The sequence below is a fragment of the Actinomadura flavalba DSM 45200 genome (assembly GCF_000374305.1).
Classification (GTDB): Bacteria; Actinomycetota; Actinomycetes; order Streptosporangiales; family Streptosporangiaceae; genus Spirillospora; species Spirillospora flavalba.
Window position 1 is genome coordinate 259789 of record NZ_KB894094.1, and the last position, 26093, is coordinate 285881.

A 26093-nucleotide genomic window follows, 5' to 3' on the forward strand; every position below is an offset into this window, starting at 1 on the left:
CGGTCCAGCCGAGGACGCTTGGTCGGGTCTGGACGCGCGCCGCCGCGCCTGGGCCGAAGGGCGCGGTCACGACCGTTCGGGGACACGGCCGAACGACGGCCACACGCCGCTACGCCGTTTGTGCGGTGGCGGTGGGTCAGGGCTGGACCGGGATGCCGCCGCGCCAGATGCGGAGGGCGCGCAGGCCGAACGCCCAGGCGAAGGCGCCCTCGTGGTCGGCGTCCCAGAGGACGATGTCGGCCGCCATGCCGGGTGCCAGGGAGCCGCGGTCACCGACGCGGAGCGCGGCGGCTCCGCCGAGGGTCGCGGCGCGCAGCGCCTCGGTGACCGAGAGGCCGTACATGGCGACGGCCAGCCCGATGACGAGCGGCATCGAGGTGATGCCGCACTGGCCGGGGTTGTGGTCGGTGCCGAGGGCGACGTTGACGCCGCGGTCGAGCATGGCGCGCACCGGCGCGGGCGGGCGCTTGCCGTTGAGCGAGCTGCCAGGGCAGACCGTGGCGGTGACGTTGGCGTGCGCGAGGGCCTTGATGTCGTCCTCACCGGCGTGGGTGAGCAGGTCGGCGGAGGCGCAGCCGACCTCGGCGGCGACCTGCGCGGCGCCGATGCGCTCGTTGGCGCAGGCGTGCATGCGCGCCTTGAGCCCGGCGCGCTTGCCGGTGAGCAGCAGGACGCGGGCCTCCTCGGCGGTGAAGTGGCCCTCGTCGCAGTAGACGTCGATGGAGTCGGCGCCGGCCGCCGCGGCGTCGCCCGCCCACAGCCGGACGGCCTCGATGTAGTCGCGGCGGCGGCCGAAGTACTCGGGCGGCAGGATGTGCGCGGCGAGGAACGTGGCGTGCACGCGCGGCATCGCCGGCTCGCCCTCCAGTGAGCGGAGCATCCGGATGTCGGCGAGTTCGCCGTCGCGGGTGAGGTGGTAGCCGGTCTTGGCCTCGACGGTGGTGGTGCCCGCGAGAATCCACTGCCGGAGCCGTTCGCGGACGCCGTTGCACAGCGTCCAGGGGTCGGTTCCGCGGGTCACGGTGACGGTGGAGTTGACGCCGCCGCCCGCCGCGGTGATCGCCGAGTGCGACGACCCGCTGGTGCGCATCGCGAGTTCGGCCCACCGGTTGCCCGCGTAGACGGGATGGGAGTGCGCGTCGATGAGGCCGGGCGTGACGAGCCCGCCGCCGAGGTTCTCCACGTGGTCGACGTCGACGATGTCGTCGATGACGCCGGGGACGCTCTGCGGCAGGTCGGACGCGGGACCGGCCCACACGATGCGGTCGTCGTGGATGAGGACGGCGGCGTTGCTACAGACGTCGGTGCCCGTCCAGAGCCGTCCGATGTTCGTCAGCAGCCGTACCGTCATGCGATCACCGGTCCGCGCTCGGTGCGGGAGAGCGGGGCGCTGTGCAGGCGAGGCCGCCTGCGCGGGTTCCGGGGGTCGGACCTGCCATGGAGAGGGCCACCTGCTCTCGATCCGGAACGTCGACTGGGTGCCGACGGGCCACCATTGGAGGGGATGAGTGGTCGGACGACCACCGCGAGCAACGAGACCGGAGATATCGGTTTCGTCACGGTAGTGCACGCGCGGCCCGCCCGACAAGCTCTGGCGGACGAACGGGCACCCGCCCGGAAAAGTTCCCCGGACGCCGCCGCGCCCGGCTCGGAATGCACCGCCATAAACAAATCGGCGGCGCGGGGAGAATGCCGACGGGACGTCACTACCGGGACAACCTTCCTGATCACGGCCCGCCTGCCGTGGTTCGGCGTGCGGGCACGGGCCACCGCCGGGCGGGTGTCACCGCGGCGACCGTGGGGAATCCGTTGTTCACCTTACGGAGTGAAGACGCCCGGTCAAGGGGATTGAGGAAGTTGTCACCGCACAGCGGGCCGGACCGTTCCCGCTTGCGCGGTTGGTCCGGGAAGTTGGGAATCTCAGCAATAACCGAGCGGCGTTCCGTACGGGCACGACGAAGCCCGGCCGGATCATTCCGGCCGGGCTCCGAACGTCGTTCCCGTCAGCGCGTGGCGGCCAGGTCCGCGAACGGCTCCAGCTCGCCCGCGAGGTCCTGCGGGACGCGCGCGTGCAGCGCCGTGCCCCCCGCGAGGTGTTCCTCGCTCACGATCTCGCCGCGCTCGTGCACGCGGGCCACCAGGTCGCCGCGCTCGTACGGGACGAGCACGCGCACCTCGGCCTCCAGGCCGGGCAGGTTGGCCTCGATGGCCTCCCGCAGCTCGGCGATGCCCTGCCCGGTGCGGGCGGACACGACGACGCTGTTGGGCTCGCGCCGCCGCAGCCGCGCGATCGCGAGGTCGTCGGCGGCGTCCGCCTTGTTGATCACCACCAGTTCGGGCAGCCGGTCGGCGCCGATCTCGCGCAGCACCTCCCGGACGGCGTCGAGCTGCGCCTCGGGGTCGGCGTCCGAGCCGTCCACGACGTGCAGGACGAGCCCCGCGTCGGTGACCTCCTCCAGCGTGGACCGGAACGCCTCGACGAGCTGGTGCGGCAGGTGCCGCACGAACCCGACGGTGTCGGCGAGCGTGTAGGCGCGCCCGCCGGGCGTCTCGGCGCGGCGGACGGTGGGGTCGAGGGTGGCGAACAGGGCGTTCTCCACCAGCACCCCGGCACCGGTGAGCCGGTTGAGCAGCGAGGACTTGCCGGCGTTGGTGTACCCGGCGATGGCGACGGCGGGCACGGCGTTGCGCTGCCGCACGCCGCGCTTGGTGTCGCGCGACTTGGACATCTCGGCGATCTGCCGCCGCAGCTTGGCCATGCGGGTGCGGATGCGCCGCCGGTCCAGCTCGATCTTGGTCTCACCGGGACCGCGGCCGCCGATGCCGACGCCGCCGGCGGCCCGGCCGCCGACCTGCCGGGACAGGTTGCCGCCCCAGCCGCGCAGGCGCGGCAGCAGGTAGGAGAGTTGCGCCAGCTCGACCTGCGCCTTGCCCTCGCGGCTCTTGGCGTGCTGGGCGAAGATGTCGAGGATGAGCGCGGTGCGGTCGATGACCTTGACCTGGACGGTGTCCTCCAGGTGGCGGAGCTGGCCGGGGGCCAGTTCGCCGTCGCAGATCACCGTGTCGGCGCCGGTGGCGATGACGATGTCGCGCAGCTCGGCCGCCTTGCCCGAGCCGATGTAGGTGGCGGGATCGGGGCGCGAGCGCCGCTGGACGAGTCCTTCCAGGACCTCCGAGCCGGCGGTCTCGGCGAGCAGGGCCAGCTCCCGCAGGGAGTTCTCGGCCTGCTCGGCGGTGCCGTCGGTCCAGACGCCGACGAGGACGACCCGTTCCAGCCGCAGGGAGCGGTACTCGACCTCGGTGACGTCGGTGAGTTCGGTGGAGAGCCCGGCGACGCGCCGCAGTGCGCGGCGGTCTTCCAGGTCGAGCTCTCCCGTCAGGGGCTCGTTCTCGATCGGGTTCTGGTCGTCAAAGAAAGATTGAGTCATATGTCCTCTGTGCAACGCCGCGGGGCGGCCCGGTCTTCCCGGCGATCGTCTCACGCGTGCCGGGCGGCGGCGAGCCGATTATCCGTCCTTCGCCGGGGCATTCCCGTGGGGAGGGCCGCGAGGGCTCCGACCTGCCCGGTTCCGGGGTCGCGGTGCGGCTCCGGCCGGTGACCACCCGCTTTGACCCGGAGGAGTACCGCCGAGTAGCGTTCTCCACGGAACAGAAGTGGAATTTCGCTAGACGAAAGGGCGAGCAGATGGCTGCACCTGACGGGCTCGAAGTCACCGGACCTCTGGGCGAGCGGTACGAGGAGATCCTGACGCCCGAGGCGCTCGGCCTGCTCGCGTCCCTCCAGCGCGAACTCGGCGCCCGCCGCAAGGAACTGCTCGCGGCCCGCGCCGACCGCCAGCGCAAGCTGTCGGAGGGCGGCACGCTCGACTTCCTGCCGGAGACGGCGCAGGTCCGCGCCGACGAGAGCTGGCGCGTCAACGACCCGGCCCCCGGCCTGGAGGACCGCCGCGTCGAGATCACCGGCCCGACCGACCGCAAGATGACGATCAACGCGCTGAACTCGGGCGCGAAGGTGTGGCTGGCCGACTTCGAGGACGCCAACACCCCGCTGTGGACGAACATGGTCGAGGGTCAGCTCAACCTGCGCGACGCCCTGGACCGCACGATCGACTTCACCGACCCCAAGTCGGGCAAGTCGTACGCGCTCAAGGGCGACGAGGAGCTGGCGACGATCGTCGTCCGCCCGCGCGGCTGGCACATGGAGGAGAAGCACGTCCTGGTGGACGGCGAGCCCATGTCCGGGTCGCTGTTCGACTTCGGCCTGTACTTCTTCCACAGCGCCCAGCGGCAGATCGCCAAGGGCAAGGGCCCCTACTTCTACCTGCCGAAGATGGAGAGCCACCTGGAGGCGCGTCTGTGGAACGACGCCTTCAACCTCGCGCAGGACGCGCTCGGCATCCCGCGCGGCACGATCCGCGCGACCGTCCTCATCGAGACGATCCCGGCCGCGTTCGAGATGGAGGAGATCCTCTACGAGCTGCGCGACCACTCGGCGGGCCTGAACGCCGGCCGCTGGGACTACCTCTTCTCGGTGATCAAGAAGTTCCGCGACCGGGGCGCCGACTACGTGCTGCCCGAGCGCAACGCGATCACGATGACGGCGCCGTTCATGCGCGCCTACACCGAGCTGCTGGTGCGCACCTGCCACAAGCGCGGCGCGCACGCGATCGGCGGCATGGCGGCGTTCATCCCGTCCCGCAAGGACGAGGCCGTCAACAAGGTGGCGCTGGAGAAGGTCCGCGCCGACAAGACCCGCGAGTCCGGTGACGGGTTCGACGGGTCCTGGGTCGCCCACCCCGACCTGGTCCCGATCTGCCGCGAGGTGTTCGACGGCGTCCTCGGCGACAAGCCGAACCAGCGCGACCGGCTCCGCGAGGACGTCGACGTCTCGGCCGCCGACCTGCTGAACATCAAGGCGACGCCGGGCGACATCACCGAGGCGGGCCTGCGCGGCAACGTGGACGTGGCGCTGCGCTACCTGGCCACCTGGCTGGACGGCGCGGGCGCGGTCGCGATCCACAACCTCATGGAGGACGCCGCCACCGCCGAGATCTCCCGCTCGCAGGTGTGGCAGTGGATCTACAACGGCGTCCAGACCAAGGAAGGCCGCACGATCACCAAGGAGTGGGTGGAGCAGATCCTCGACGAGGAGCTGGCCGGCATCCGCGCCGAGCTGGGCGAGGCGTTCAACGAGCCGCGTTACAACCAGGCGGTCGAGCTGTTCAAGAACGTGACGCTCGCCGACGAGTACTCCGAGTTCCTCACGACCCCGGCGTACCAGCGCTTCCCGTGATCCCCGGCCGGCGCCCCCGCAGCGACGCGGGGGCGCCGGTCACCGCAGACCCCCCGGCGGACGGTGTGAAGGGTGACGGGATGAACGCTCCCCTGGATCGGCTGGCTGAACGGTTCGCGGCGCTGCTGCCGCCCGGCGGTGTGATCACCGATCCGGTGCGGCTCGCGACCTACGAGTGCGACGGGCTGACGACGCACCGGGCCTCCCCCGGCGTGGTCGTGCTGCCGGAGTCGGCGGAGCACGTGGCGGCGATCGTCCGCGCGTGCGTGGAGGAGAACGTCCCCTATGTCGCGCGCGGGTCGGGGACGGGCCTGTCGGGGGGCGCGCTGCCCCGGACGGACGGGGTGCTGATCGTCACCGCGCGGATGCGGCGCATCCTGGAGATCGACCTGCCGAACCAGCGGGCGGTCGTGGAGCCCGGCGTGATCAACCTGGACGTGACGCGCGCGGTCCGAGCGAACGGGTACTACTTCGCGCCCGACCCGTCCAGCCAGCAGATCTGCTCGGTGGGCGGCAACGTCGCGGAGAACTCCGGCGGCGCGCACTGCCTGAAGTACGGGTTCACCGCGCATCACGTGCTGTCGTGCGAGGTCGTCACGCCGGACGGCGACGTCGTGGAGCTGGGCTCGGGGCCGGGCTACGACCTGCTCGGCGTCTTCGTCGGCGCCGAGGGCACGCTCGGCATCACCACCAAGATCACGGTGAAGCTGACGCGGGTGCCCGAGACGGTGCAGACGCTGCTGGCGGCGTTCCCGTCGATCGAGACGGGCGGCACGGCCGTCTCGAAGATCATCGGCATGGGCGTGGTGCCCGCCGCGATCGAGATGATGGACGCGCTGGCCATCGAGGCGGCCGAGGCCGCCGTGAACTGCGGCTACCCGGCGGACGCGGGCGCCGTCCTCGTCGTCGAGCTGGACGGCCCCGAGGCCGAGGTCGCGCACCAGTTCGCCGCCGTCGAACGGCTGTGCCGCGAGGCGGGCGCGTTCGAGGTGCGGGTCGCCGCCGACGACGCCGAGCGCGCGCTGATCTGGAAGGGCCGCAAGTCGGCGTTCGCCGCCGTCGGCCGGATCAGCCCCGCCTACCTCGTCCAGGACGGCGTCATCCCCCGCACCGCGCTGCCGGAGGTGCTGGCGAGCATCGACGCGCTGTCGGCCGCGTCCGGCGTGCGGGTCGCGAACGTCTTCCACGCCGGGGACGGCAACCTGCACCCGCTGGTGCTGTTCGACGACGCCGTGGAGGGCGCCGCCGACCGCGCCGAGGACGTCTCCGGCAAGATCCTCGACCTGTGCGTCGAGCACGGCGGGTCGATCACCGGCGAGCACGGCGTCGGCGTGGACAAGGCGCGGTACATGCCGCGCATGTTCACCGACACCGACCTGGACACGATGCAGATGGTGCGCTGCGGGTTCGACCCGGCGGGGCTCTGCAACCCCGGCAAGATCTTCCCGACGCCGCGCCTGTGCGGCGAGGTGCCGGGCGTGCGCAAGGGGCCGCATCCGCTGGTCGCGCAGGGGAAGGCGGAGCTGTTCTGATGACACCGCTCGACGCGCTGGCCCGCGCCTGCGCCGACGTGCGCCCCGCCGAACCCGAGGAGGGCGTGCTCGGCGTCGCCCCCCGGTTCGTCGCGGCGCCCGCCTCCCCGGACGAGGCCGCCGCCGTCCTCACCGCCGCCGCCGAGCACGGCCTGGCCGTCGTTCCGCGCGGCGGGGAGACCCGGCTGGACTGGGGCCTGCCGCCGCGGCGCTGCGACCTGCTGATCGACACGACCCGGCTGTCGCGCGTGGTCGAGCACGCGGCGGGCGACCTCGTCGTCAAGGCCGAGGCGGGCGTCGCGCTGGACGACCTGGCGGGCGTGCTCGCCGAACGCGGGCAGCGCCTCGCGCTGGACGCGCCGCTGCCCGGCTCGACCGTCGGCGGCACCCTGGCCACCGGCGCCGCCGGGCCGCTGCGGCTGCTGTACGGCGCGCCGCGCGACCTGGTGATCGGGCTGACGATCGTCCGGGCGGACGGGCGGATCGCCCGGTCCGGCGGGAAGGTCGTGAAGAACGTCGCGGGCTACGACCTCGGGCGGCTGTTCGCCGGGTCGTACGGGACGCTCGGGCTCATCGTGGACGCGACGTTCCGGCTGCACCCCGTCCCGGAGACGCGGGCGTTCGTGACGCGGACGTACACCGCGCCCAAGGACGCGCACGACGCCGTGCAGGCCGTCCTGCACTGCCCCGCGTACGCGGCGGGGCTGGAGGTCACGTCCGGCCCGGGCGCGGCGGTGCGGGTGGCCGTGCTGCTGGAGGGCGTCGCGGACGGCGTGCCCGCGCGGGCGGCGCTCGTCGCGGGGCTGCTCGGTGACGGCGCGATCGGCGCCGAGCCGCCGCCCGGATGGGGCGCGTACCCGGACGGCACGACGCTCGTCGAGACGTCCGTCCCGCCCGGTTCGCTCCCTGAGCTGCTCACCGCCGTCCCGGACGCGTCGCTGGCCTGGTCCGCGAGCGGCCACGGGCACGCCGGGCTGCCCGCCGGGACGACGCCCGAGCAGGCCGCCGCCGCGCTGGCGGCGCTGCGGCGGGTCGGCGGCGCCGTCGTGCGGTACGCGCCGCAGGACGTCCGCGCCGCGCTCGACGTCTGGGGCCCCGTCCCCGGCATCGCGCTGATGCGGCGCGTCAAGGACCAGTTCGACCCGCAGCACCGGCTCTCCCCGGGCCGCTTCGCAGGAGGGATCTGACATGAGCGCCTCGGAGGACATGCCGGATCTTCTCGGTGACTGCGTGCACTGCGGCTTCTGCCTGCCGACGTGCCCCACCTACGTGCTGTGGGGCGAGGAGATGGACTCGCCGCGCGGACGCATCCACCTCATGGACCAGCACGAGCGGGGCGCGCCGCTCGGGCCGGAGATGGTGCGGCACTTCGACCAGTGCCTCGGGTGCATGGCGTGCGTGTCGTCGTGCCCGTCGGGCGTGCAGTACGACCGGCTGATCGAGACGACGCGGGCGCGCGTCGAGGAGCACCACGACCGGCCGCTCGGTGAGAAGGCGCTGCGGGCGCTGGTGTTCGGGCTCTTCCCCTACCGGCGGCGGCTGCGGGCGCTGCGCGGGCCGCTGCGGCTCTACCAGCGCACCGGGCTCGACCGCGCCGTCCGGCGCACCGGGCTGCTGGAGCGCGTGTCGCCGTCGCTGGCCGCGATGGAACGGCTCGCGCCGCCGCTCGGTCCCGCGCCCCGGCTGCCCGAACGCGTCGCCGCGCGCGGCGGGCGCCGCGCCACCGTCGGGATGCTGACCGGCTGCGTGCAGGGCGAGTTCTTCCCCGGCGTGAACACCGCGACGGCGCGGGTGCTGGCGCTGGAGGGCTGCGACGTCGTCATCCCGCGCGGGCAGGGCTGCTGCGGCGCGCTGTCGCTGCACTCGGGACGGGCCGGGGAGGCGGCGGCCTTCGCACGCCGGACGATCGACGCGTTCCGTGACGTGGACGTCATCGTGGTCAACGCTGCCGGATGCGGCTCGTCCATGAAGGAGTACGGCGAACTGCTCAAGGACGACCCGGTCTGGGCCGCCCGGGCGGCGGCGCTGTCGGACCGCACGCGCGACCTGGCCGAGTTCCTGGTGGAGCTGGGGCCGCGCGCCGAACGGCATCCCGTCCCGGCGACCGTCGCCTACCACGACGCCTGCCACCTCGCCCACGCGCAGGGCGTGCGGAGCCAGCCGCGCGCGCTGCTCGCGCAGATCCCCGAGCTGACCGTCCGGGAGATCAAAGACCCCGACGTGTGCTGCGGCTCGGCCGGCACCTACAACCTGTTCCAGCCGGAGGCGGCGTCCGAGCTGGGCGACCGCAAGGCGGCGTCGGTGCGCGAGACGCGGGCCGAACTGCTCGTCGCGGCCAACCCCGGCTGCTCGTTGCAGATCGCGACCGCGCTGCGACGGCAGGGCACCGAGATGGCCGTCGCGCACACCGCGCAGGTGCTCGACGCGTCGCTGCGCGGACTGGGGCGCGGGCCGCTGTTCGCCGACGGTTCGTAACACAGGAGGCGATCGGCCCGCAAATGGCCCGTTAATGGGGGTCAGGGGCCGTTGATGTGGATGTCCGGTAATGTGGCCTGCCGTATCAGGGGCGCCGCACGTGACCGCCGAGGCGCGAGGGAGCAACGGGAAACACGATGACCAATCCCCATCGTTCACACCGCCGCCGGAAGAAGAGCAACGCCGGGCGGCTCGGGCTCGCCGGGGCGCTCACCGGGGCCGTCGGCATCGCGGGCGTCGCCGCCGGGATCGTCATGCTGCGGGCCGGGGACGACACCGGGCCGAGCACCGCGCCCACCCTCTCCGGCGGCCAGGGCGGCCGGGCGTCCGACGGCACCCCCGCCACCCCGCGACCCGACGCGGGCGCGCCGCTCACCCTGAACACCCCCGAGGGCTACGGCTACGAACTCTCCGCCGTGGACGCTGGCACCGACGCGCGTCCGCTCCGGACGACCAAGACGTCCGACGGCGCCGTCTTCGCCTACGCCGACTACACGATCACCAACACGCAGCGCCGCCCCGTCCCGCTGGACTACCCGGCCGACCTCTTCCTCCCCCGCGCGCAGGTCCCCGCGTCGGCGCAGGAGCGCTGCATGCCGCAGCCCGGCATTCCCGACTCCATGTGCACCCTCCCCGGCCGCACCGAGATCACCGCCCGCGTCGACGACTCCCGTCCCCCGTTCACCGAGGACGGCGACACCCTCATCCCCGCCGGCGCCTCCTACCTCGTCCGCGTCGCCACCGACCTCCCCGTCAAGGACTCCCTCAAGGCCGCCGACCTCCGCCTCTTCGTCTACAACCCGCGCTTCGTCAGCGACCGCAAGGGCGTCGAGGTCACCTTCCGCTGACCGCCCTGTCAGGGGCCGGTGAAGCCGATGGTCTCGTAGGCGGGTTGGGAGAAGCCGTTCGCGCCTAGGTTGGCCAGGCCGCGGCGGGTGGCGACGATCTGGGGGCGCTGGTAGAGGGGCAGGACGGTCGCCTCGCGCCAGATGAGGGCGTCGGCGCGGTGGACCAGGGCGCGGGCGCGGGCCTGGTTGAGGGTGGCGGTGGCGCGGTCCATCGCGGCGTCGATCTCGGTGGTGCCGTGCCGGGCGTAGTTCTGCTGGATGCGCGAGCCGCGCGGACGCGCGAACACCGAGCGCAGCGCCGACAGCGGGAACGCCGTGCCCAGCCACGAGAACGGGACGATGTCGAAGTCGCCGGGGGTGATGTACCGGTCGAACAGATCGTCGGTCGGAACCGGACGGACGTCCACCCGGATACCGACCCGTTCCAGCAGCGCCCGCGTCAGCTCCCCCTCCTGCTTGCTGCCCGGCAGCCCGGACGGCACCACGAACGACAGCGCCAGCGTCCGGCCGTCCTTCACCCGGTACCGGCCGTGCGGACGCCAGCCCGCCTCGTCCAGCAGCCGCCGCGCGGTGTCCGGGTCGTACCGGCCGAACGCGCCCGAGTTGTCGCGGTAGCCCTCCTGCGTGTTGACGTAGAAGTGGTTGCCCAGCGTGCGGACCGGCCAGCCCAGCCCGGCCAGGTCGGAGCGGGCCATCGCCTCCCGGTCGATGGCGAGCGCCACCGCCCGCCGCACCCGCACGTCGCGGAGCGCGGGACGCGACGCGTTCAGCGTCAGGTGCCGGAAGTCCGGGCCGCCCGCCCGCCGCACCACCGCGCCGTGCACCGACTCGACGCGGCGCAGCGCCGCCGCGTCGGTGCCGACGTCCATGAGGTCGATCTCGTCGTTGGCGAACGCGCCCGGCATCGCGCTGGTGTCCATCGCGCGGAACACGATCCGGTCGAGCTTGGCGGGCCTCCCCCACCACGCCGGGTCGCGGACCAGGGTGACCGACTTGCCCGTCCGGTCGATCTCCCGGATGCGGAACGGCCCCGCCGTCACCGGCGCCCGGTGCCGCCAGCCGGTGTTGAACGTCACCGGGTCGCGCGTGGTCTCCGCCGGGTACAGGGGGCTGAACAGGCTGCGCCACGCCGCGTACGGGCGCGCGAACGTCACCCGGATCTCCCCCTCCGCCCGGCCCCCCTCGACGCGGGCGATCTGCCGGTATCCGGCGATCGTCGCGACCCGGTAGCGCCCGTCGCGGCCCGACAGCGCGTGCGCCTGCGCGGCGAAGTCGGTGAGCCCGAGCCGCCGCCCGGTGGACCACCGCGCCTTCGGATTGAGCCGGTAGATGACGACCTGGCGGCGTCCCGTCCACACGACCCGCGCGCCGCGCAGGTACTCGGGCACCGGCCGGACGACGGCCCGCGCGTCCGACCGCATGAGCACCGGCAACGCCCCGTACACGACCTGCGCGACGACGCCCTTGCTGCCGTCGGCCTGGTGGAAGTTCCACTGCGCGGGGAACTCGGGCAGCGGCCAGCGCAGCGTGCCGCCGTCGCGGACGGCGCGCGGATCGACGGGGTTGACGTCGGACGCGGGCGGCAGCGCCCCGGCGAGCGCGCCCCGCGACGTCTCCGGCACCGTGCATCCGGACAGCGGCATGAGGACCAGCATCAGGACGAGGGCCGCGCACGTCGCCCTCACCGCACGTCCAGCGGATGATGGCAGGCGGCGGCCTGGTCGGCGGCGCCGGGCCGCGCGACGACCTGCGGGTCCTCGCGCTCGCACCGCTCCCGCGCCGACGCGGGCAGACCGGCGTAGCGCGGGCAGCGCGGCCGGAACCGGCACCCGCGCGGCGGAGCCGACGGATCGGGCGGATCACCGTGCAGCGGACGGCGGCGCCGCCGCCGCTCGGCGATCGGGTCGGGCAGCGGGACGGCGTCCAGCAGCGCCCGCGTGTAGGGGTGCGCGGGCGAGCCGTAGACGGCGTCGGCGCCGCCGATCTCCACGATGCGGCCGTTGTACATGACCGCGACCCGGTCCGCGATGCGGCGCACCACCGCCAGGTCGTGCGCGACGAACACGTACGCGAGCCCGAGCTGCGCGCGCAGGTCCTCCAGCAGCGCCATGATCCCGGCCTGGACGGACACGTCCAGCGACGCGACGGGCTCGTCGAGCAGCAGCAGCCGGGGTTCGAGCGCGAGCGCGCGGGCGATGGCGACGCGCTGCCGCTGCCCGGCCGACAGGCCGCCGGGGAAGCGGGCGGCGTGCTCGTCCTCCAGGCCGACGAGCGCGAGCAGTTCGGTGACGCGGCCGGGGATGCGGGCGCGGGCGACCCGGTGCGTGGTGAGCGGCTGGGCGATGATGTCGCGGACCCGCATGCGCGGGTCGAGCGAGGCGAACGGGTCCTGGAAGACGACCTGGAGGTCGCGGCGCAGCTCCTTGCGGCGGGCGGCCGTCAGCTCGGCGGTGGACTGCCCGAACACGTGCACCCGGCCGCGCTGGGGACGGTCGAGCCGCAGCACCTCCATGAGCACGGTCGTCTTGCCGCAGCCGGACTCACCGACCAGGCCCAGCGACTCGCCCGCCCGCACCTCCAGCGTCACGCCGTCGACCGCGCGCACCGCGCCGAGCCGGCGCTTGACGACCATGCCCCGGTAGACGGGGAAGTGCCGGGCGAGCCCGTCCACCTCCAGCACCGGCGGCCGTTCCGTGCGCGGCGGACGCGGCGGCACGACCGGCACCGGCACGACGGGGAACACCCCGGCCGCGTCGCGGGTCAGCGCGGTGTTGACGCACGCCGCCCGGTGCCCGCCCGCGCCGACGACGACGGCCTCGGGCTCGGCGCCGTCGCAGCGCGGCCCGCCGAGCGGGCAGCGGGGCCGGAACGGGCACCCGGCGGGCGGCCCGCCGGACGGCGGCGGCGCCCCCTCGATCGGCGCGGTCCGCAGCGCGCGGGCGGGCTCGTCCAGGCGGGGCAGCGAGCGCAGCAACCCGATCGTGTACGGCATGCGGGGCCGGGCGTAGACGTCCTCGACGCGGCCGGACTCCACGGCGCGGCCCGCGTACATGACGACGACGCGGTCCGCGAATCCGGCGACGACCCCGAGATCGTGCGTGATCAGGACGATCGCGGCGCCGGTGGCGTCGCGGGCGACGCTCAGCACGTCGAGGATCTGCGCCTGGATCGTCACGTCGAGGGCGGTGGTGGGCTCGTCCGCGACGATGGCGAGCGGGTCGTTGGCGATCGCCATCGCGATCATGACGCGCTGCCGCATCCCGCCGGAGAACTCGTGCGGGTAGGCGCGGGCGCGCCCGGCCGCGTCGGGGATCCCGACCATCTCCAGCAGTTCGGCGGCGCGGGCGCGCGCGGCGCGCCGGGTGGCGCCCGCGTGGATCTGGATGGTCTCGGCGATCTGGTCACCGACGGGCCGGACGGGCGTCAGCGCCGACAGCGGGTTCTGGAACACCATGGCCAGCTCCCGGCCCCGCACCCGCGACAGGTCGGCGTCGGAGCGGCCGAGCAGTTCCTCGCCGCGCAGCCGCACCGAGCCGCGCGCCCGCGCCCCGGACGGCAGCAGCCCGAGCACGGCGTGCGCGAGCGCCGACTTGCCCGAGCCGGACTCACCGACGACGCCGACGACCTCGCCGCCGTCCACGGACAGGTCGAGGCCGCGCACGGCCCACACGTCCGGCGGGTAGGAGACGTGCAGGTCGCGGATCTCCAGCAGGCTCACGGGCGCGCACCCCGCAGTTCGGGGTCGAGGGCGTCGCGCAGCCCGTCACCGAGCAGGTTCACGGCGAGGACGACGAGGACGAGCGCCCCGGCCGCCGACCCGAACAGCCACGGGTAGGCGTGCGCGCTGCCCCAGCCGTCCGCGATGAGGGTGCCGAGCGACAGGTCGGGCGGGCGGACGCCGAACCCGAGGTAGGCCAGGCCGCTCTCGGCGATGATCGCGACGCTGACGTTGATCGCGGCGTCCGCGATCAGCAGCGACGACAGGTGCGGCAGGATGTGCCGCAAAACGACGCGCACGTTGCCGACGCCGAGGAACCGCGCCGCCCGCACGTACTCGCGTTCGCGCAGCGACAGCGTCATCGCCCGCACCATCCGCGCGGTGATCATCCAGCCGAACAGCGCGAGCAGCAGCACGATGCCGAGCCAGTGCCCGCGCAGCGCCGGGGACAGCACGGCCACGATCAGGATGGACGGCAGCACCAGCAGCAGATCGACGCCCCACATGAGCAGCCGGTCGGCCCAGCCGCCGAGGAAACCGGCGGTCATGCCGACGACGGCGGCGAGCGCGGTGGACAGCACGGCGACGAGCAGCCCGATGACCAGGGACTTCTGGAGACCGCGCAGGGTCAGCGCGAACATGTCGCGGCCGGACTGGGTGGTGCCGAGCCAGTGCCGCGCCGAAGGCGGTTCGCGGAAGGCGGTGAAGTCGGTCTCGTCCCAGTGCCAGGGCGCCAGGTGCGGGCCGAGGAACGCGAGCAGGAACAGCCCCGCCAGCAGGGCGAGCCCGAGCGTCGTGCGGCGGTTGGCGGGCCGTCGCGCCGTCATCGGGGGTGCACCCGGACGCGCGGGTCGAGGACGGCGCGCAGCACGTCGGAGAACAGCCCGGCGAGCAGGACGGCGACGGCGGCGACGCAGTTGGCGGCGGCGACGACGTTGACGTCGCCGCGGGTGATGGAGTCGACGACCCACTCACCGAGCCCGTGCCAGCCGAAGATCTTCTCCACGAACATGCCGGTGAGCAGGACGAGCCCGGCGGTGTAGGCGAAGTAGGTGGTGAGGGGGACGACGGCGGTGCGCAGCCCGTGCCGCAGCAGCGCGTGCCGGCGGCGCAGGCCCTTGGCGCGGGCGGTGCGGACGTAGTCGGCGCCGAGGACGTCGAGCATGGTCGCGCGCTGGTAGCGGCAGTAGACGGCGAGCTGGGCGAGGGCGACGGCGAGGGTGGGGAGCAGAAGGTGCCGGATGCGGTCACCGAAACCGCCGAGGGCGCCGAACGTGCCGTCGGCGGCGCCGGGGCTGGACTCACCGACCCACTCGACGAGTTGCAGGCCGGTCATCTCGTTGAGCCGGGCGGCGCCGAGCTGGAGGAACACCGCGAGGACGAAGACGGGGACGGCCAGCAGCGCGAACGCGCCGCCGCCGATGACGCGGTCGGGCGTGTGGCCGCGCCGGGCGGCGGCGTAGACGCCGAGCGCGACGCCGCCCGCGAAGCCGAGGACGCTTCCGGCGGACAGCAGCCGCAGGCTGACACCGAGCCGCCGCCAGAGTTCGCCGGTGACGGGTTCGCCCTGCACGGTCTCGCCGAAGTCGCCGCGGACGACGCCGGAGGCCCAGGTGAGGTAGCGCTCGGGGAGCGGGACGTCGTCGTGCAGGTTGAGCCGGGCGAGTTCGGCCTCGACGGCTGCGGGCGTGCCGCCGGTGTGGTTGCGCACGGCGTCGCGGGGCCGCAGCGAGCCGGCGGCGACCAGGTACGCCAGGCTCGCCGCGACGACGGTGAGCACCGCGTACGTGGCCAGCCGGCGAAGCAGATACCTCCCCATCGTGCCCCTTCTCCCCCACCCGTCGGTGACGGCATGCTACTGCTCGATCACGGTACGGCGGGGGCGTTCCGGAAAGGCCGCACGAAAGTGATCCAACGGTGACCCGGCGTGTCCGCCGGGCCGGACCGCAGGTCAGACGAGGGCGGGCTCGGGATCGGGCGCCGGAGCCTCCGCGGGGCGGCGTGCGCGCAGGACGCCGCCGAGGGCGAGCGCGAGGCCGAACGCGGCCCACGCGGCGAGGACGAGCAGCGGCCCGCCCGCGCCCGCGCCGTCCAGGAACGCGACGGAGCGCAGCCCGGAGACGGCGGCGCCGGGCGGCAGGAACTGGCCGAGCGCGCCCCACGGCACGGGCAGCAGTTCGGGTGCGGACGCGGCGGCCGACAGCGGGTTGCCGAGCAGCAGCAGGGTCAGCGCGCCGAGGCCGAGCCCGGGGCGGCCGAGCAGGGCGGCGAGGCCGGTGACGGTGCCGGTGACGGCCAGGACGGCGAGCGCGGCCGTGCCCGCGACGGCGAGGTAGGGGCCGCCGAGGACGCCGAGCCACGCCTGCGCCGTCCAGGTGACGGCGAGGCCGCCGACGGCGGCGAAGACGACGGCGCCGAGCACGCGGGCGCCGATCGGCCGGACCGCGAACGTGAGCAGGACCGAGGCGGCGATCCCGGACAGCACGAGCGGCAGGACGAGCGCGCCGAACCCGGCGCCGCGCGGGTCGCCGTCGCCGCCGGGCGCGACGTCCTCGACGGGCGGGGCGGGGGCACCGCCGAGCGTCTGCGCGGCCTGGGCGAGCTGCTGGGCGACGGCGGGCGAGGCGCCGGACGCGACGAGCAGCCGGGGCGGCCCGGCGGGGGCGGTGATGATCGCGCCATAGGCGTCGCCGCCGGTGACGGCGGCGCGGGCCGCGGCCGGATCCGCGACGGTGCCGACCTCGAAGGCGCCCGGGCGTTCGGCGGCGAGGCGCTGGGCGACGGCGGGGGCGCCGGGCCCGGTGACGACGAGCGGCACGTCGTGCGGGGCGCTGCGGACGGCGGGCCAGGCGAAGGCGACGATCATGACGAGCTGGAGCAGGGCGGCGGCCAGCCCGACGGCGGCGGCCCTGCGCAGCGAAGCCGAGTGCATGGGGTCCTCCAAAGAAAGCGAACATTCATTCTCTTGCGATGATCCGAGCGTGCTCCGCCGATCCGCGTTTGTCAAGAACGAACGTTCGTTTTAGGTTGGCGGTATGCCGAAGGTCACCGAAGAGCACCTGGCCCGCCGCCGCCGCCAGATCCTGGACGCCGCCGCCGCCTGCTTCGAGCGCAAGGGGCTGCCCGCCACGTCCATGCAGGACATCCTCACCGAATCGGGGCTGTCGGCGGGCGCGGTGTACCGCTACTTCCCGAGCAAGACCGCGATCGTCGAGGCCATCATGACCAGCACGGTCGGTGACCTGCACACGCGGCTCGCCGCACTCGTCGACGCCGACCCGCTCCCCCCGCTGGACGACGTGATCACCGGCTTCGCCGTCCACCTGGAGGAGATGCTGGCCGCGGGAGGTCCCGTCCGGCTGGCGCCGCAGGCGTGGGCGCTGGCGCTGCACGACCCCGAGTTGCGCAAGCACGTGCAGGAGACGATGGGCCTGATGGTCGCCGCCTGGGTCCGCTACGTGCGGCGGCTCGTCGACACCGGCGCGCTCCCGCCGGGCACCGACGCCGCGGCCGTCGGCCGGACGATCTTCGGAATCCTGCCGGGGTTCCTTCTCCAGACCCTCATCCTGGAGAATGTGTCCGCCGGCGATCTGCGCACCGGAATCCGGGCGCTGCTGCGCCCCCACCTCACCGCCCCGACCGCCTGACGCGCTCCCATCCGCCCGAGCCGTCCCAGATCGGTCGCCCGAGATCCCCGGGTGGGCACCCCGCAAGCTTTACGATTCATTTACTTTCACTCGGGGAGCACGCATGGGCAGAGCCGACGGACGAGCCAGGGCCGGCCTCGCCGGCAACACCGCGTTAGCGCTCGCGGCGGCGGCGATCGCGACGGTCGCGGGCACGCTCGTCCTCGGCGGCCTCCTCCCGGCGGGGCAGCGGCTCGTGTGGTGGCACCCCGAGATCGTCGTCGCCCTCTCGTGGACGCCGATCGCCGCGCTGCTGCTGCGGCACCGGCCCGGCCTGCGCGTCGGCTGGCTCATGCTCGCCGCGGGCGTCTCGGCCTCGGTCTACGTGCTGTCCCTCAACCTCGGACCGTTCCTGGACGGGCGCGGCCTGCCGGGCGCCGGATTCGTCCAGTGGCTCGGCACCTGGCTCTGGGCCGTCGACACCTACTTCCTCACGCTCGTGCTGCCGCTGATCTTCCCCGACGGGCGGCTCGTCTCCCGCTGGTTCCGGCCGGTGCTGGCGCTCGCGTTCGCGATCCCCGTGATCGTCGCCGTCCACCTCACGATCGACCCGGACGTGCGGAAGTTCCACAACGGCGTCTCGGTCTATCCGTTCGGTGACATTCCCCTGCCCATCACGGTCGCGATCCTCGGCACGTTCGCGCTCGGCTTCGTGTCGATCGCGCTGCGGTTCGCCCGTTCCTCCGCCGACATCCGCCGCCAGATCGCCTGGGTGATCTACCCGGGCGTGCTCGCCCAGACGATCGTGTACGTCGGTGAGAACCTGCCGATCGGTGACTGGATTCGCACCCTGACCATCACCGCCGTGCCGATCTGCGTCGCCATCGCCATCACCCGCTACCGGCTCTACGACATCGACCTGGTCATCAGCCGCACGCTCGTGTACGCGGGCCTCGTCGTCGTCATCACCGGCGTCTACTTCGCGCTGGTCGCCACCGCCAGCCGGTTCGTCGCGGACCACGGGCAGCTCGCCGGGCTCGTCGGCGCCATCGCCGCCGGGGCGGTGTTCGAACCCGTCCGGCGCCGCCTGCAACGCGCCGTCGACCGGCTCATCCACGGCGAACGCGACCCCTACCGCATCGCGGACCGGCTGAACCGGCGGCTCCAGAGCATCTCCGACCCGCGCGCCGCGCTGACCGTCGCCGCCGCGACCGTCCGCGAGGCGCTGCACGCCGACGGCGTCGTCATCGAGGTGCTGGACCGCGACGGCCAGGTGACGTCCGTGCGCAGCGGCGACCCCGGCGAGCGCCGCCACTTCGTCCCGCTCGTCTGGCACAGCGAACCCGTCGGGCGGCTGCTGTACGGGCTGTCGCGCCCGCCCGACCCGCGCCTGGCGTCCGTCCTGTCGCGCAACCTGGCCGAACTCGCCAGCGCCACCCGGCTCGCCATCGACGTGCAGCGGTCCCGCGAACGCATCCTGCGGACCCGCGAGGAGGAGCGCCGCAGGCTGCGCCGCGACCTGCACGACGGCCTCGGCCCGACGCTGGCCAGCCTCGCCATGACCGTCGACGCCGCCCGCATCCGGCTGCGCACCGACCCCGGCGCCGTCGACCCGCTGCTGGAGGAACTGCGCACCACGATGGGCCGGACGATCGGGGACATCCGCGACCTCGTCTACGGCCTGCGCCCGCCCGCGCTGGACGACCTCGGCCTCGCCGGGGCGATCCGGGCGCTCGGCGGCGTCGTCTCGACCGGCGACGGCCCGCGCGTGGACGTCCACGTCGAGGGCGACCTGGACCTGCTGCCCGCCGCCGCCGAGGTCGCCGCGTACCGGATCGTCCAGGAGGCGCTGACGAACGTGCACCGGCACGCGCGCGCCGACTCGGCCGTCGTGCGGCTGTCGCTCAACGGCGACCTGCACGTGTCCGTGGGCGACGACGGCATCGGCGTGGCCGAGCGCGGCGCGTCGGGCGTGGGGATGACGTCGATGCGCGAACGCGCGGCCGAACTCGGCGGATCGTGCACGGTGGGGCCCGGTCCGGGCGGCGGGACGCTGATCACGGCGCGGCTGCCGGTGAACGGCCAGTACACCGTCGAAGAGAGCGGCTGAGCCGCCCGCACCCGGGTGGGGAGGGCCAGCGACGCGCCCCCCGCCAAGAAGGTCCGTCGCCGACCCTCCGGCTCCGCCGGAATCCGGGGCTCCCATCCCAGACTCCGGGGGCCTTCCACCAGAGGGTGTGCACGAATGAAATTACGCGTTCTCGGTCCCGAGGGTGAGGGACTTAGGTCCCGTTTCTCCCGGGACCGCTCAGCCCGTCCGGTCGGGACGGATCGTCCCCTCCGCGACCAGGACGGCGGGTCCGGCCAGGTAGGCGGTGTCGCCGGCCAGCGTCACCGTGACCCGGCCGCCGGGAACGTCGACCGTCCAGCGGCCGTCCGGGACGGGACCGGCGCCGGGTTCGGCCAGCGCGGCGGCCAGCGCGACCGCGACCGTGCCGGTGCCGCACGAGCGCGTCTCGCCCGAACCGCGCTCGAACACGCGCATCTCGACGTGCCGCTCACCGACAGGGCGGAAGAACTCGACGTTCACCCCGGCGGGGAACACGGCCGGGTCGAAGCCGGGGGCGCGCGTCAGGTCGAGCGCGGCGACGGGCGCGTCCACCCGGCAGGCCAGGTGCGGGTTGCCGACCGACACGCTCACGCCGGGGAACTCGGCGCCGTCCAGCGTCGCGACGGCGGTACCGAGCAAGGACGGCATCCCGCCCATGTCGACGGTGACGTCGCCCTCGGCGCCCAGCTCGACGCCCCGCACCCCGGCGCGGGTCGCGATCGGGAACGTTCCCGGCGCGGCCAGGCCCGCGTCGACCAGGTAGCGGGCGAACACCCGGACGCCGTTGCCGCACATCTCGGCGACGCTGCCGTCGGCGTTGCGGTAGTCCATGAACCACTCGGCGTCCTGCGCGGTGACGGCGGGCTCACCGGCGGCCTTGGTGCGCACGACGCGCAGCACGCCGTCCGCGCCGACGCCCGCGCGGCGGTCGCACAGCCACGCCACGAACGCGGGCGTCAGCTCCAGCTCGCCGTCCGGATCGGGCAGGATGACGAAGTCGTTCTCGGTGCCGTGACCCTTGACGAAACGCATGACTAGATCGTAGCCGCGACCGCGCGCTCGGCCAGGTCGGGCGCGTCGTGGGGCAGCCACACCACGCGCGGGTCGCGGCGGAACCACGACTCCTGACGGCGCGCGAACCGCCGCGTGAGACGGACCGTCTCCTCCTTGGCCCGCTCCTCGGTCCACTCCCCCGCCAGGAAGCGCAGCACCTGCGCGTAGCCGAGCGCGCGGGAGGCGGTCCGGCCCTCGCGCAGGCCCGCCTTCTCCAGCGCGCGGACCTCCTCGACCAGGCCCGCCGCCCACATCCGCTCGACGCGCAGCGCGATGCGCTCGTCCAGCTCGGGACGCGGCACGGCCAGCCCGATCTGCACCGCGTCGTACCGGTAGGAGAACTCGGGGAGCGTCGCGCTGAACGGGCGGCCGGTGATCTCCACGACCTCCAGCGCCCGCACGACGCGGCGCCCGTTGGACGGCAGGATGTTCGCCGCCGCGACCGGGTCGAGCGCGCGCAGCCGCTCGTGCAGGACGCCGGGACCGGACGCGGCCAGCTCGTCCTCCAGCCGGGCGCGGACGGCCGCGTCGGTACCGGGGAACTCCAGGTGGTCCAGGGCGGCGCGCACGTACAGGCCCGACCCGCCGACCAGGACGGGGACGCGCCCGCGCGCGCGGACGTCCGCGACGGCCTCGGCGGCGAGCCGCTGGTACCCGGCGACGGCGGCGGGCTCGGTGACGTCCCACAGGTCGAGCAGGTGGTGCGGCACGCCGCGCATCTCGGCGGCCGTCAGCTTGGCGGTGCCGACGTCCATGCCCCTGTAGAGCTGCATCGAGTCGGCGTTGAGGGCCTCACCGCCCAGGCGCAGCGCCAGCTCGACGGCCAGATCCGACTTTCCGGCCGCCGTCGCACCGACGACCGCGATCACGCGTGCAGGGGTCACCCGGTCATTGTCGCCGCAGTTCGGGGTAGGTACGACGGAGAACGCACGATCACGGGGGTGCACGATGTCGTTCATCGACAAGATCAAGGACATGCTCGGCCAGCACAGTGACAAGGCCAAGCAGGGCGTCGAGAAGGGCGGGGACATGATCGACAAGCGGACCGGCGGCAAGTACGCCGACCGCGTCGACCAGGCCCAGGCCAAGGCGAACGAGTACCTCGACCGCGACCGGCGCGGCGGGGGCGACGGCGCCGCCCGCCCCGAGCGCGAGCAGCGGCCCGAGGACGGCTCGGCCCGCTGAGTCAGCGGCGGCGCCAGCCCGCCACGAGGTAGCCGACGCCGTACGGCGCCTCGTCGTAATGCAGGACGCCGTCGTACTCCGCGCCCGTGGCGGCTCCCGCGAGCACCTGCCACGCGGCGCGGCCCGCCGCGCCCAGCTCCGCGCACAGCGCGGGGTCCAGGGCGGCCAGCGCCGCGGCGTCGCCACGCCGCAGCGCCCCGGCGACGGACGCGTCGAACCCCTCGGCGCGAGGGTCGAGGTGCCCGGGCGCCTGCGCCGACCGGCACGCCGAGCCGTCCGCCATCACGAGCAGGGCCGTGCTCGACGCGAGGTCCGCGCCGACGCGCGCGCACTCGTCCGGCGTCGCGTCGACCGCGATCTCCCGGTATCCGGCGGGGTCGCGCCCGAGCAGCCACCGCCCGATCGTCAGCGACAGCGGCAGACCCGCGCCGTCCAGCCCCACGGGCCGCACGCCGCCGCCCTCGCGCGTCTCCGCACTCCCCCGCGCCCCCACGGTCAGGTCCAGCCCGTACGGGCGCAGCGTGCCGCGCGCGCCGGACGGGTGGACGCGGGTGCGCGGGCCGCCGCCGACGATCACGACGTCGGCGGGCAGCGCCGCGACCGCCGTCGCGCAGGCGGCGCGCAGCGCGTCCAGTTCGGGGGCCGCCGCGCCCGCCAGTTCCGGGACGAGCAGCGGCGGATGCGGGCAGAGGGCCGCCGAGACCGGCACCGGCGCTAGGGACGGACCGAGCAGGCGGACGCGGCCGGAGCGGGTGCCGCCGGACGGCCGATCGACGGCATCCCGAGCGTCACGCCGGTGGCGGGACCGCCGCCCTGGCGGGCCTCCCACGCGTCGCCCGCGCGGGTGCGGCGCACCCCGCGCGCGGGCTTGTCGGCCACGAGATGGTGCGGCGCGGCGTAGGTGACCTCGACCGAGACGGTGTCGCCCGGCCGGACGGGCTCGTCCGGCTCGGCGAAGTGCACCAGGCGGTTGTCGGCGGCGCGGCCGGACAGGCGGCGGGTGGCCGCGTCCTTGCGGCCCTCGCCCTCCGCGACCAGCACCTCCAGCGTGCGGCCGAGCTGGCGCCGGTTCTCCGCCCAGGAGATCTCCTCCTGGAGGGCGATCAGCCGCTCGTAGCGCTCCTGGACGACGGCCTTCGGCAACTGGCCCTCCATTGTCGCCGCGGGCGTGCCGGGACGCTTGGAGTACTGGAACGTGAACGCGCTCGCGAACCGCGCCTCGCGGACCACGTGCAGCGTCTGCTCGAAGTCCTCCTCGGTCTCGCCGGGGAAGCCCACGATGATGTCCGTGGTGATCGCGGCGTCGGGCATGGCCGCCCGGACCTTCTCGATGATGCCCAGGTAGCGCTCCTGCCGGTAGGAGCGGCGCATCGCCCGCAGCACGCGGTCGGACCCGGACTGGAGCGGCATGTGCAGCGACGGCATGACGTTCGGCGTCTCGGCCATCGCGGCGATGACGTCGTCGGTGAAGTCCTTCGGGTGCGGCGAGGTGAACCGGACGCGCTCCAGCCCCGCGACGTCGCCGCAGGCGCGCAGCAGCCCGGCGAACGCCGACTGGCCGCCCGCCGTCATCGCGCGGACCTCGTCCGGCGCGGCGGCGAGCGAGCCGAACCCGCTGCCGTAGGCGTTGACGTTCTGCCCGAGCAGCGTGATCTCGCTGACGCCCTCGGCGACGAGCGCCTCCACCTCGGCGAGGATCTCGCCCGGCCGCCGGTCGCGCTCCTTGCCGCGCAGCGCCGGGACGATGCAGAACGTGCACGTGTTGTTGCAGCCCACCGAGATCGACACCCACGCCGCGTACGGCGACTCGCGGCGCGTCGGCAGCGTCGAGGGGAAGGTCACCAGCGACTCTTCGATCTCGACCTGCGCCTCGTCCTGAATCCGCGCCCGCTCCAGCAGCGCGGGCAGCGACCCGAGGTTGTGCGTGCCGAACACGACGTCCACCCAGGGGGCGCGGCGCACGATGGTGTCGCGGTCCTTCTGGGCGAGGCACCCGCCGACCGCGATCTGCATCCCCGGACGGCCGTCCTTGACCGGGCGCAGATGCCCGAGGTTGCCGTACAACCGGTTGTCGGCGTTCTCGCGCACCGCGCACGTGTTGAACACGACGACGTCGGGTTCGGCGTCGCCGGCGCGGACGTATCCGGCGTCCTCCAGCAGGCCCGACAGGCGCTCGGAGTCGTGGACGTTCATCTGGCACCCGTAGGTACGGACCTCGTACGTGCGGGCGCCGCTCTGGGTAGGCGTACTCATGACGCGTCCAGCGTACGCGCAGGGACGTCCTCCGCGTGCGTCCCGCGCATCCCCGCGCGAGGGTTCCGGCCAGGCAAAATGATCAACATGAGGTGCCCGGTACACCCCGCGACGTGCGTATTCGTGATCGGATCGGAATACCGCGGTGGCCTGGCAACTCAGAGCGATCCCTTAGAGTCCCGAGGCATGACGGACAACGAAGTCGGGTCAGGCGCCGCCGAGGGCGCTGCGCCCCAGGACGCGAGTGACGGCCCGTTCGACGCCACGGGCGCCGGCCCCCTCGTCGTGGTCGAGAACGTCAACAAGCACTTCGGTGACCTGCACGTCCTGCGCGACATCGACCTCACGGTGAACCGCGGCGAGGTCGTGGTGGTCATCGGCCCGTCCGGCAGCGGCAAGTCCACGCTGTGCCGGTCGATCAACCGGCTGGAGCCGATCGACTCGGGCACGATCCTCGTCGACGGCAAGCCGCTGCCGCAGGAGGGCAAGGACCTCGCCCGGCTCCGCTCCGACGTCGGCATGGTGTTCCAGTCGTTCAACCTGTTCTCCCACAAGACCATCCTGGAGAACGTCACGCTCGGGCCCGTCAAGGTCCGCAAGCAGGGCAAGGCCGAGGCCGTGAAGAACGCGATGGCGCTGCTGGAGCGCGTCGGCATCGCCGACCAGGCGTCCAAGTACCCCGCACAGCTCTCGGGCGGCCAGCAGCAGCGCGTGGCGATCGCGCGCTCGCTCGCCATGAAGCCCAAGGTCATGCTGTTCGACGAGCCCACGTCGGCCCTCGACCCTGAGATGATCAACGAGGTGCTCGACGTCATGACCGACCTCGCGCGCGACGGCATGACGATGATCGTCGTCACGCACGAGATGGGCTTCGCGCGCAAGGCCGCCAAGAAGGTCGTGTTCATGGCCGACGGCCAGATCGTCGAGTCGAACACGCCCGAGGAGTTCTTCACGAACCCGCGCAGCGACCGCGCCAAGGACTTCCTGTCCAAGATTCTCACGCACTGATCCCTCCGGGCTCCGGCAGAAAGCAGAGGTAACAACAGCATGCGAGTACGTCGTTTCGGCGCCGTCATCGGCGCGGCGACCGCGCTGGCGATGGGTCTCACGGCCTGTGGCAGTGACTCCGAGAAGACCGAGGCCAAGACCGTCGTCCAGAAGGCCAAGGACGACAAGAAGCTGGTCATCGGCATCAAGTACGACCAGCCCGCGCTCGGCCTGAAGAAGCCCGACGGCGGCTTCGAGGGCTTCGACGTCGACGTGGCCAAGTACGTCGCCAAGGAGCTCGGCGTCCCGGAGAACGGCATCGAGTTCAAGGAGGCCCGCTCCGAGAACCGCGAGTCGTTCCTCGGCGGCGGCCAGGTCGACCTGATCTTCGCCACCTACTCCATCACCGACGCGCGCAAGCAGCAGGTGACCTTCGGCGGCCCGTACGTCGTCGCCCACCAGGACACCATGGTCCGCGCCGACGACAACAAGATCGCCAAGGCCAAGGACCTGGAGGGCAAGCGGCTGTGCAAGGCCGCCGGCTCCAACTCCTACCGCCGCGTCACCGAGGGCCCGCCGGACGGCCAGCTCAACATCCCGGCCAAGACCGTCGACGCCTCCAGCTACTCCGAGTGCGTCGCCAAGCTCAAGGCCGGCGCGCTGGACGCGGTGACCACCGACGACCTCATCCTGGCCGGCTTCGCCAGCCAGCAGAAGGGCTCGTTCAAGGTCATCAACGACCCCTTCACCGATGAGAAGTACGGCATCGGCATCAAGAAGGGCGACACCGAGACCTGCGAGGCCGTCAACAAGGCCGTGACCAAGATGTACCAGGACGGCACCGCCAAGACGCTCATGGAGAAGCACTTCAGCGGCACCGGCCTCAAGATCGAGGCCACCACCGCCCCCACGTTCGAGCCCTGCGCCTGATCCCAGGCTGACGACCGTCCCAGCGCGCGCTCCCCGGGAGTGAACCTCCCGGGGAGCGCGCGTTCGGGCCTCGACCCGCTGGA

21 protein-coding genes are annotated in these 26093 nt (G+C 73.7%); 10 read left to right on the forward strand and 11 right to left on the reverse strand.

Features of this window, described 5'->3' with window-relative positions; all coding sequences use genetic code 11:
• Positions 1–136: 136 nt before the first annotated feature.
• Positions 137–1351 (reverse strand): imidazolonepropionase, encoded by a 1215-nt coding sequence (gene hutI / locus C229_RS0110720; RefSeq protein WP_018655071.1) that lies wholly within the window; start codon positions 1349–1351, stop codon positions 137–139.
• A gap of 652 nt (positions 1352–2003) precedes the next feature.
• Positions 2004–3428, reverse strand: coding sequence for a GTPase HflX (gene hflX / locus C229_RS0110725; protein ID WP_018655072.1), 1425 nt, complete (start codon positions 3426–3428; stop codon positions 2004–2006).
• A gap of 257 nt (positions 3429–3685) precedes the next feature.
• Between hflX and aceB the strand changes: the two genes are divergently transcribed.
• From aceB to C229_RS0110750, 5 genes are all read left to right on the forward strand, one after another.
• Positions 3686–5293, forward strand: coding sequence for a malate synthase A (gene aceB, locus C229_RS0110730; protein WP_018655073.1), 1608 nt, complete (start codon positions 3686–3688; stop codon positions 5291–5293).
• A gap of 80 nt (positions 5294–5373) precedes the next feature.
• Positions 5374–6825 (forward strand): FAD-linked oxidase C-terminal domain-containing protein, encoded by a 1452-nt coding sequence (locus tag C229_RS0110735; protein ID WP_018655074.1) that lies wholly within the window; start codon positions 5374–5376, stop codon positions 6823–6825.
• Positions 6825–8012, forward strand: a complete 1188-nt coding sequence (locus C229_RS0110740) for an FAD-binding oxidoreductase (protein ID WP_018655075.1) — start codon at positions 6825–6827, stop codon at positions 8010–8012. The genes C229_RS0110735 and C229_RS0110740 overlap by 1 nt, the downstream gene beginning before the upstream one ends.
• A 1-nt stretch (position 8013) precedes the next feature.
• Positions 8014–9300 carry a (Fe-S)-binding protein gene (locus C229_RS0110745; protein ID WP_018655076.1) on the forward strand — a complete coding sequence of 429 codons (1287 nt, stop codon included), beginning with the start codon at positions 8014–8016 and terminating at the stop codon, positions 9298–9300.
• Between the two features lie 137 nt (positions 9301–9437).
• On the forward strand, positions 9438–10148 hold the full coding sequence (locus C229_RS0110750; protein ID WP_018655077.1) for a hypothetical protein: 711 nt from the start codon (positions 9438–9440) through the stop codon (positions 10146–10148).
• Positions 10149–10156: 8 nt separating this feature from the next.
• Here C229_RS0110750 and C229_RS0110755 read toward each other — a convergent pair whose 3' ends face one another.
• From C229_RS0110755 to C229_RS0110775, 5 genes are all read right to left on the reverse strand, one after another.
• A complete protein-coding gene (locus tag C229_RS0110755; RefSeq protein WP_018655078.1) occupies positions 10157–11833 on the reverse strand; it encodes an ABC transporter family substrate-binding protein in 1677 nt (558 codons plus the stop codon).
• Positions 11830–13866, reverse strand: coding sequence for a dipeptide ABC transporter ATP-binding protein (locus C229_RS0110760; RefSeq protein ID WP_018655079.1), 2037 nt, complete (start codon positions 13864–13866; stop codon positions 11830–11832). Before C229_RS0110760 ends, C229_RS0110755 begins: the two co-directional genes overlap by 4 nt.
• On the reverse strand, positions 13863–14693 hold the full coding sequence (locus C229_RS0110765) for an ABC transporter permease (RefSeq protein WP_018655080.1): 831 nt from the start codon (positions 14691–14693) through the stop codon (positions 13863–13865). The genes C229_RS0110760 and C229_RS0110765 overlap by 4 nt, the downstream gene beginning before the upstream one ends.
• Positions 14690–15685, reverse strand: a complete 996-nt coding sequence (locus C229_RS0110770) for an ABC transporter permease (protein WP_018655081.1) — start codon at positions 15683–15685, stop codon at positions 14690–14692. Before C229_RS0110770 ends, C229_RS0110765 begins: the two co-directional genes overlap by 4 nt.
• Before the next feature lie 132 nt (positions 15686–15817).
• A complete protein-coding gene (locus tag C229_RS0110775; RefSeq protein ID WP_018655082.1) occupies positions 15818–16798 on the reverse strand; it encodes a hypothetical protein in 981 nt (326 codons plus the stop codon).
• A gap of 103 nt (positions 16799–16901) precedes the next feature.
• Between C229_RS0110775 and C229_RS0110780 the strand changes: the two genes are divergently transcribed.
• Positions 16902–17513, forward strand: coding sequence for a TetR/AcrR family transcriptional regulator (locus C229_RS0110780; RefSeq protein ID WP_018655083.1), 612 nt, complete (start codon positions 16902–16904; stop codon positions 17511–17513).
• 103 nt (positions 17514–17616) lie between these two features.
• Positions 17617–19602, forward strand: coding sequence for a sensor histidine kinase (locus tag C229_RS0110785; RefSeq protein ID WP_018655084.1), 1986 nt, complete (start codon positions 17617–17619; stop codon positions 19600–19602).
• A gap of 198 nt (positions 19603–19800) precedes the next feature.
• Here C229_RS0110785 and dapF read toward each other — a convergent pair whose 3' ends face one another.
• Entirely contained in the window at positions 19801–20634 is an 834-nt protein-coding gene (gene dapF / locus C229_RS0110790; protein ID WP_018655085.1) for a diaminopimelate epimerase, read from the reverse strand.
• Positions 20635–20636: 2 nt separating this feature from the next.
• Positions 20637–21524, reverse strand: coding sequence for a tRNA (adenosine(37)-N6)-dimethylallyltransferase MiaA (gene miaA / locus C229_RS0110795; RefSeq protein ID WP_018655086.1), 888 nt, complete (start codon positions 21522–21524; stop codon positions 20637–20639).
• Positions 21525–21603: 79 nt separating this feature from the next.
• On the opposite strand from miaA, the gene C229_RS0110800 reads away from it, so the two are divergent.
• Positions 21604–21840: an antitoxin gene (locus C229_RS0110800; protein ID WP_018655087.1), complete on the forward strand. Its 237-nt coding sequence runs from the start codon at positions 21604–21606 to the stop codon at positions 21838–21840.
• A gap of 1 nt (position 21841) precedes the next feature.
• On the opposite strand, the gene C229_RS0110805 is transcribed toward C229_RS0110800, so the two are convergent.
• The gene (locus C229_RS0110805) at positions 21842–22549 is read right to left on the reverse strand and encodes a class III extradiol ring-cleavage dioxygenase family protein (RefSeq protein ID WP_018655088.1); all 708 of its coding nucleotides are present in this window, start codon (positions 22547–22549) and stop codon (positions 21842–21844) included.
• Between the two features lie 5 nt (positions 22550–22554).
• Positions 22555–24093 carry a tRNA (N6-isopentenyl adenosine(37)-C2)-methylthiotransferase MiaB gene (gene miaB / locus C229_RS0110810; RefSeq protein ID WP_026313660.1) on the reverse strand — a complete coding sequence of 513 codons (1539 nt, stop codon included), beginning with the start codon at positions 24091–24093 and terminating at the stop codon, positions 22555–22557.
• Between the two features lie 285 nt (positions 24094–24378).
• On the opposite strand from miaB, the gene C229_RS0110815 reads away from it, so the two are divergent.
• Positions 24379–25101: an amino acid ABC transporter ATP-binding protein gene (locus C229_RS0110815; protein WP_033424286.1), complete on the forward strand. Its 723-nt coding sequence runs from the start codon at positions 24379–24381 to the stop codon at positions 25099–25101.
• A 39-nt stretch (positions 25102–25140) separates the two neighbouring features.
• Positions 25141–26010, forward strand: coding sequence for a glutamate ABC transporter substrate-binding protein (locus tag C229_RS0110820; RefSeq protein WP_018655091.1), 870 nt, complete (start codon positions 25141–25143; stop codon positions 26008–26010).
• The last annotated feature ends 83 nt before the right edge of the window (positions 26011–26093 follow it).

Bases quoted from the DNA above. Each gene is read 5' to 3' on its own strand.
- C229_RS0110820 (WP_018655091.1), top strand. From the start codon at position 25,141: ATGCGAGTACGTCGTTTCGGCGCCGTCATCGGCGCGGCGACCGCGCTG.
- dapF (WP_018655085.1), bottom strand. From the start codon at position 20,634: ATGCGTTTCGTCAAGGGTCACGGCACCGAGAACGACTTCGTCATCCTG.
- C229_RS0110770 (WP_018655081.1), bottom strand. From the start codon at position 15,685: ATGGGGAGGTATCTGCTTCGCCGGCTGGCCACGTACGCGGTGCTCACC.
- C229_RS0110745 (WP_018655076.1), top strand. From the start codon at position 8,014: ATGAGCGCCTCGGAGGACATGCCGGATCTTCTCGGTGACTGCGTGCAC.
- C229_RS0110765 (WP_018655080.1), bottom strand. From the start codon at position 14,693: ATGACGGCGCGACGGCCCGCCAACCGCCGCACGACGCTCGGGCTCGCC.
- C229_RS0110735 (WP_018655074.1), top strand. From the start codon at position 5,374: ATGAACGCTCCCCTGGATCGGCTGGCTGAACGGTTCGCGGCGCTGCTG.
- hflX (WP_018655072.1), bottom strand. From the start codon at position 3,428: ATGACTCAATCTTTCTTTGACGACCAGAACCCGATCGAGAACGAGCCC.
- C229_RS0110740 (WP_018655075.1), top strand. From the start codon at position 6,825: ATGACACCGCTCGACGCGCTGGCCCGCGCCTGCGCCGACGTGCGCCCC.
- C229_RS0110780 (WP_018655083.1), top strand. From the start codon at position 16,902: ATGCCGAAGGTCACCGAAGAGCACCTGGCCCGCCGCCGCCGCCAGATC.
- C229_RS0110750 (WP_018655077.1), top strand. From the start codon at position 9,438: ATGACCAATCCCCATCGTTCACACCGCCGCCGGAAGAAGAGCAACGCC.
- C229_RS0110785 (WP_018655084.1), top strand. From the start codon at position 17,617: ATGGGCAGAGCCGACGGACGAGCCAGGGCCGGCCTCGCCGGCAACACC.
- C229_RS0110775 (WP_018655082.1), bottom strand. From the start codon at position 16,798: ATGCACTCGGCTTCGCTGCGCAGGGCCGCCGCCGTCGGGCTGGCCGCC.
- miaB (WP_026313660.1), bottom strand. From the start codon at position 24,093: ATGAGTACGCCTACCCAGAGCGGCGCCCGCACGTACGAGGTCCGTACC.
- C229_RS0110800 (WP_018655087.1), top strand. From the start codon at position 21,604: ATGTCGTTCATCGACAAGATCAAGGACATGCTCGGCCAGCACAGTGAC.
- hutI (WP_018655071.1), bottom strand. From the start codon at position 1,351: ATGACGGTACGGCTGCTGACGAACATCGGACGGCTCTGGACGGGCACC.
- aceB (WP_018655073.1), top strand. From the start codon at position 3,686: ATGGCTGCACCTGACGGGCTCGAAGTCACCGGACCTCTGGGCGAGCGG.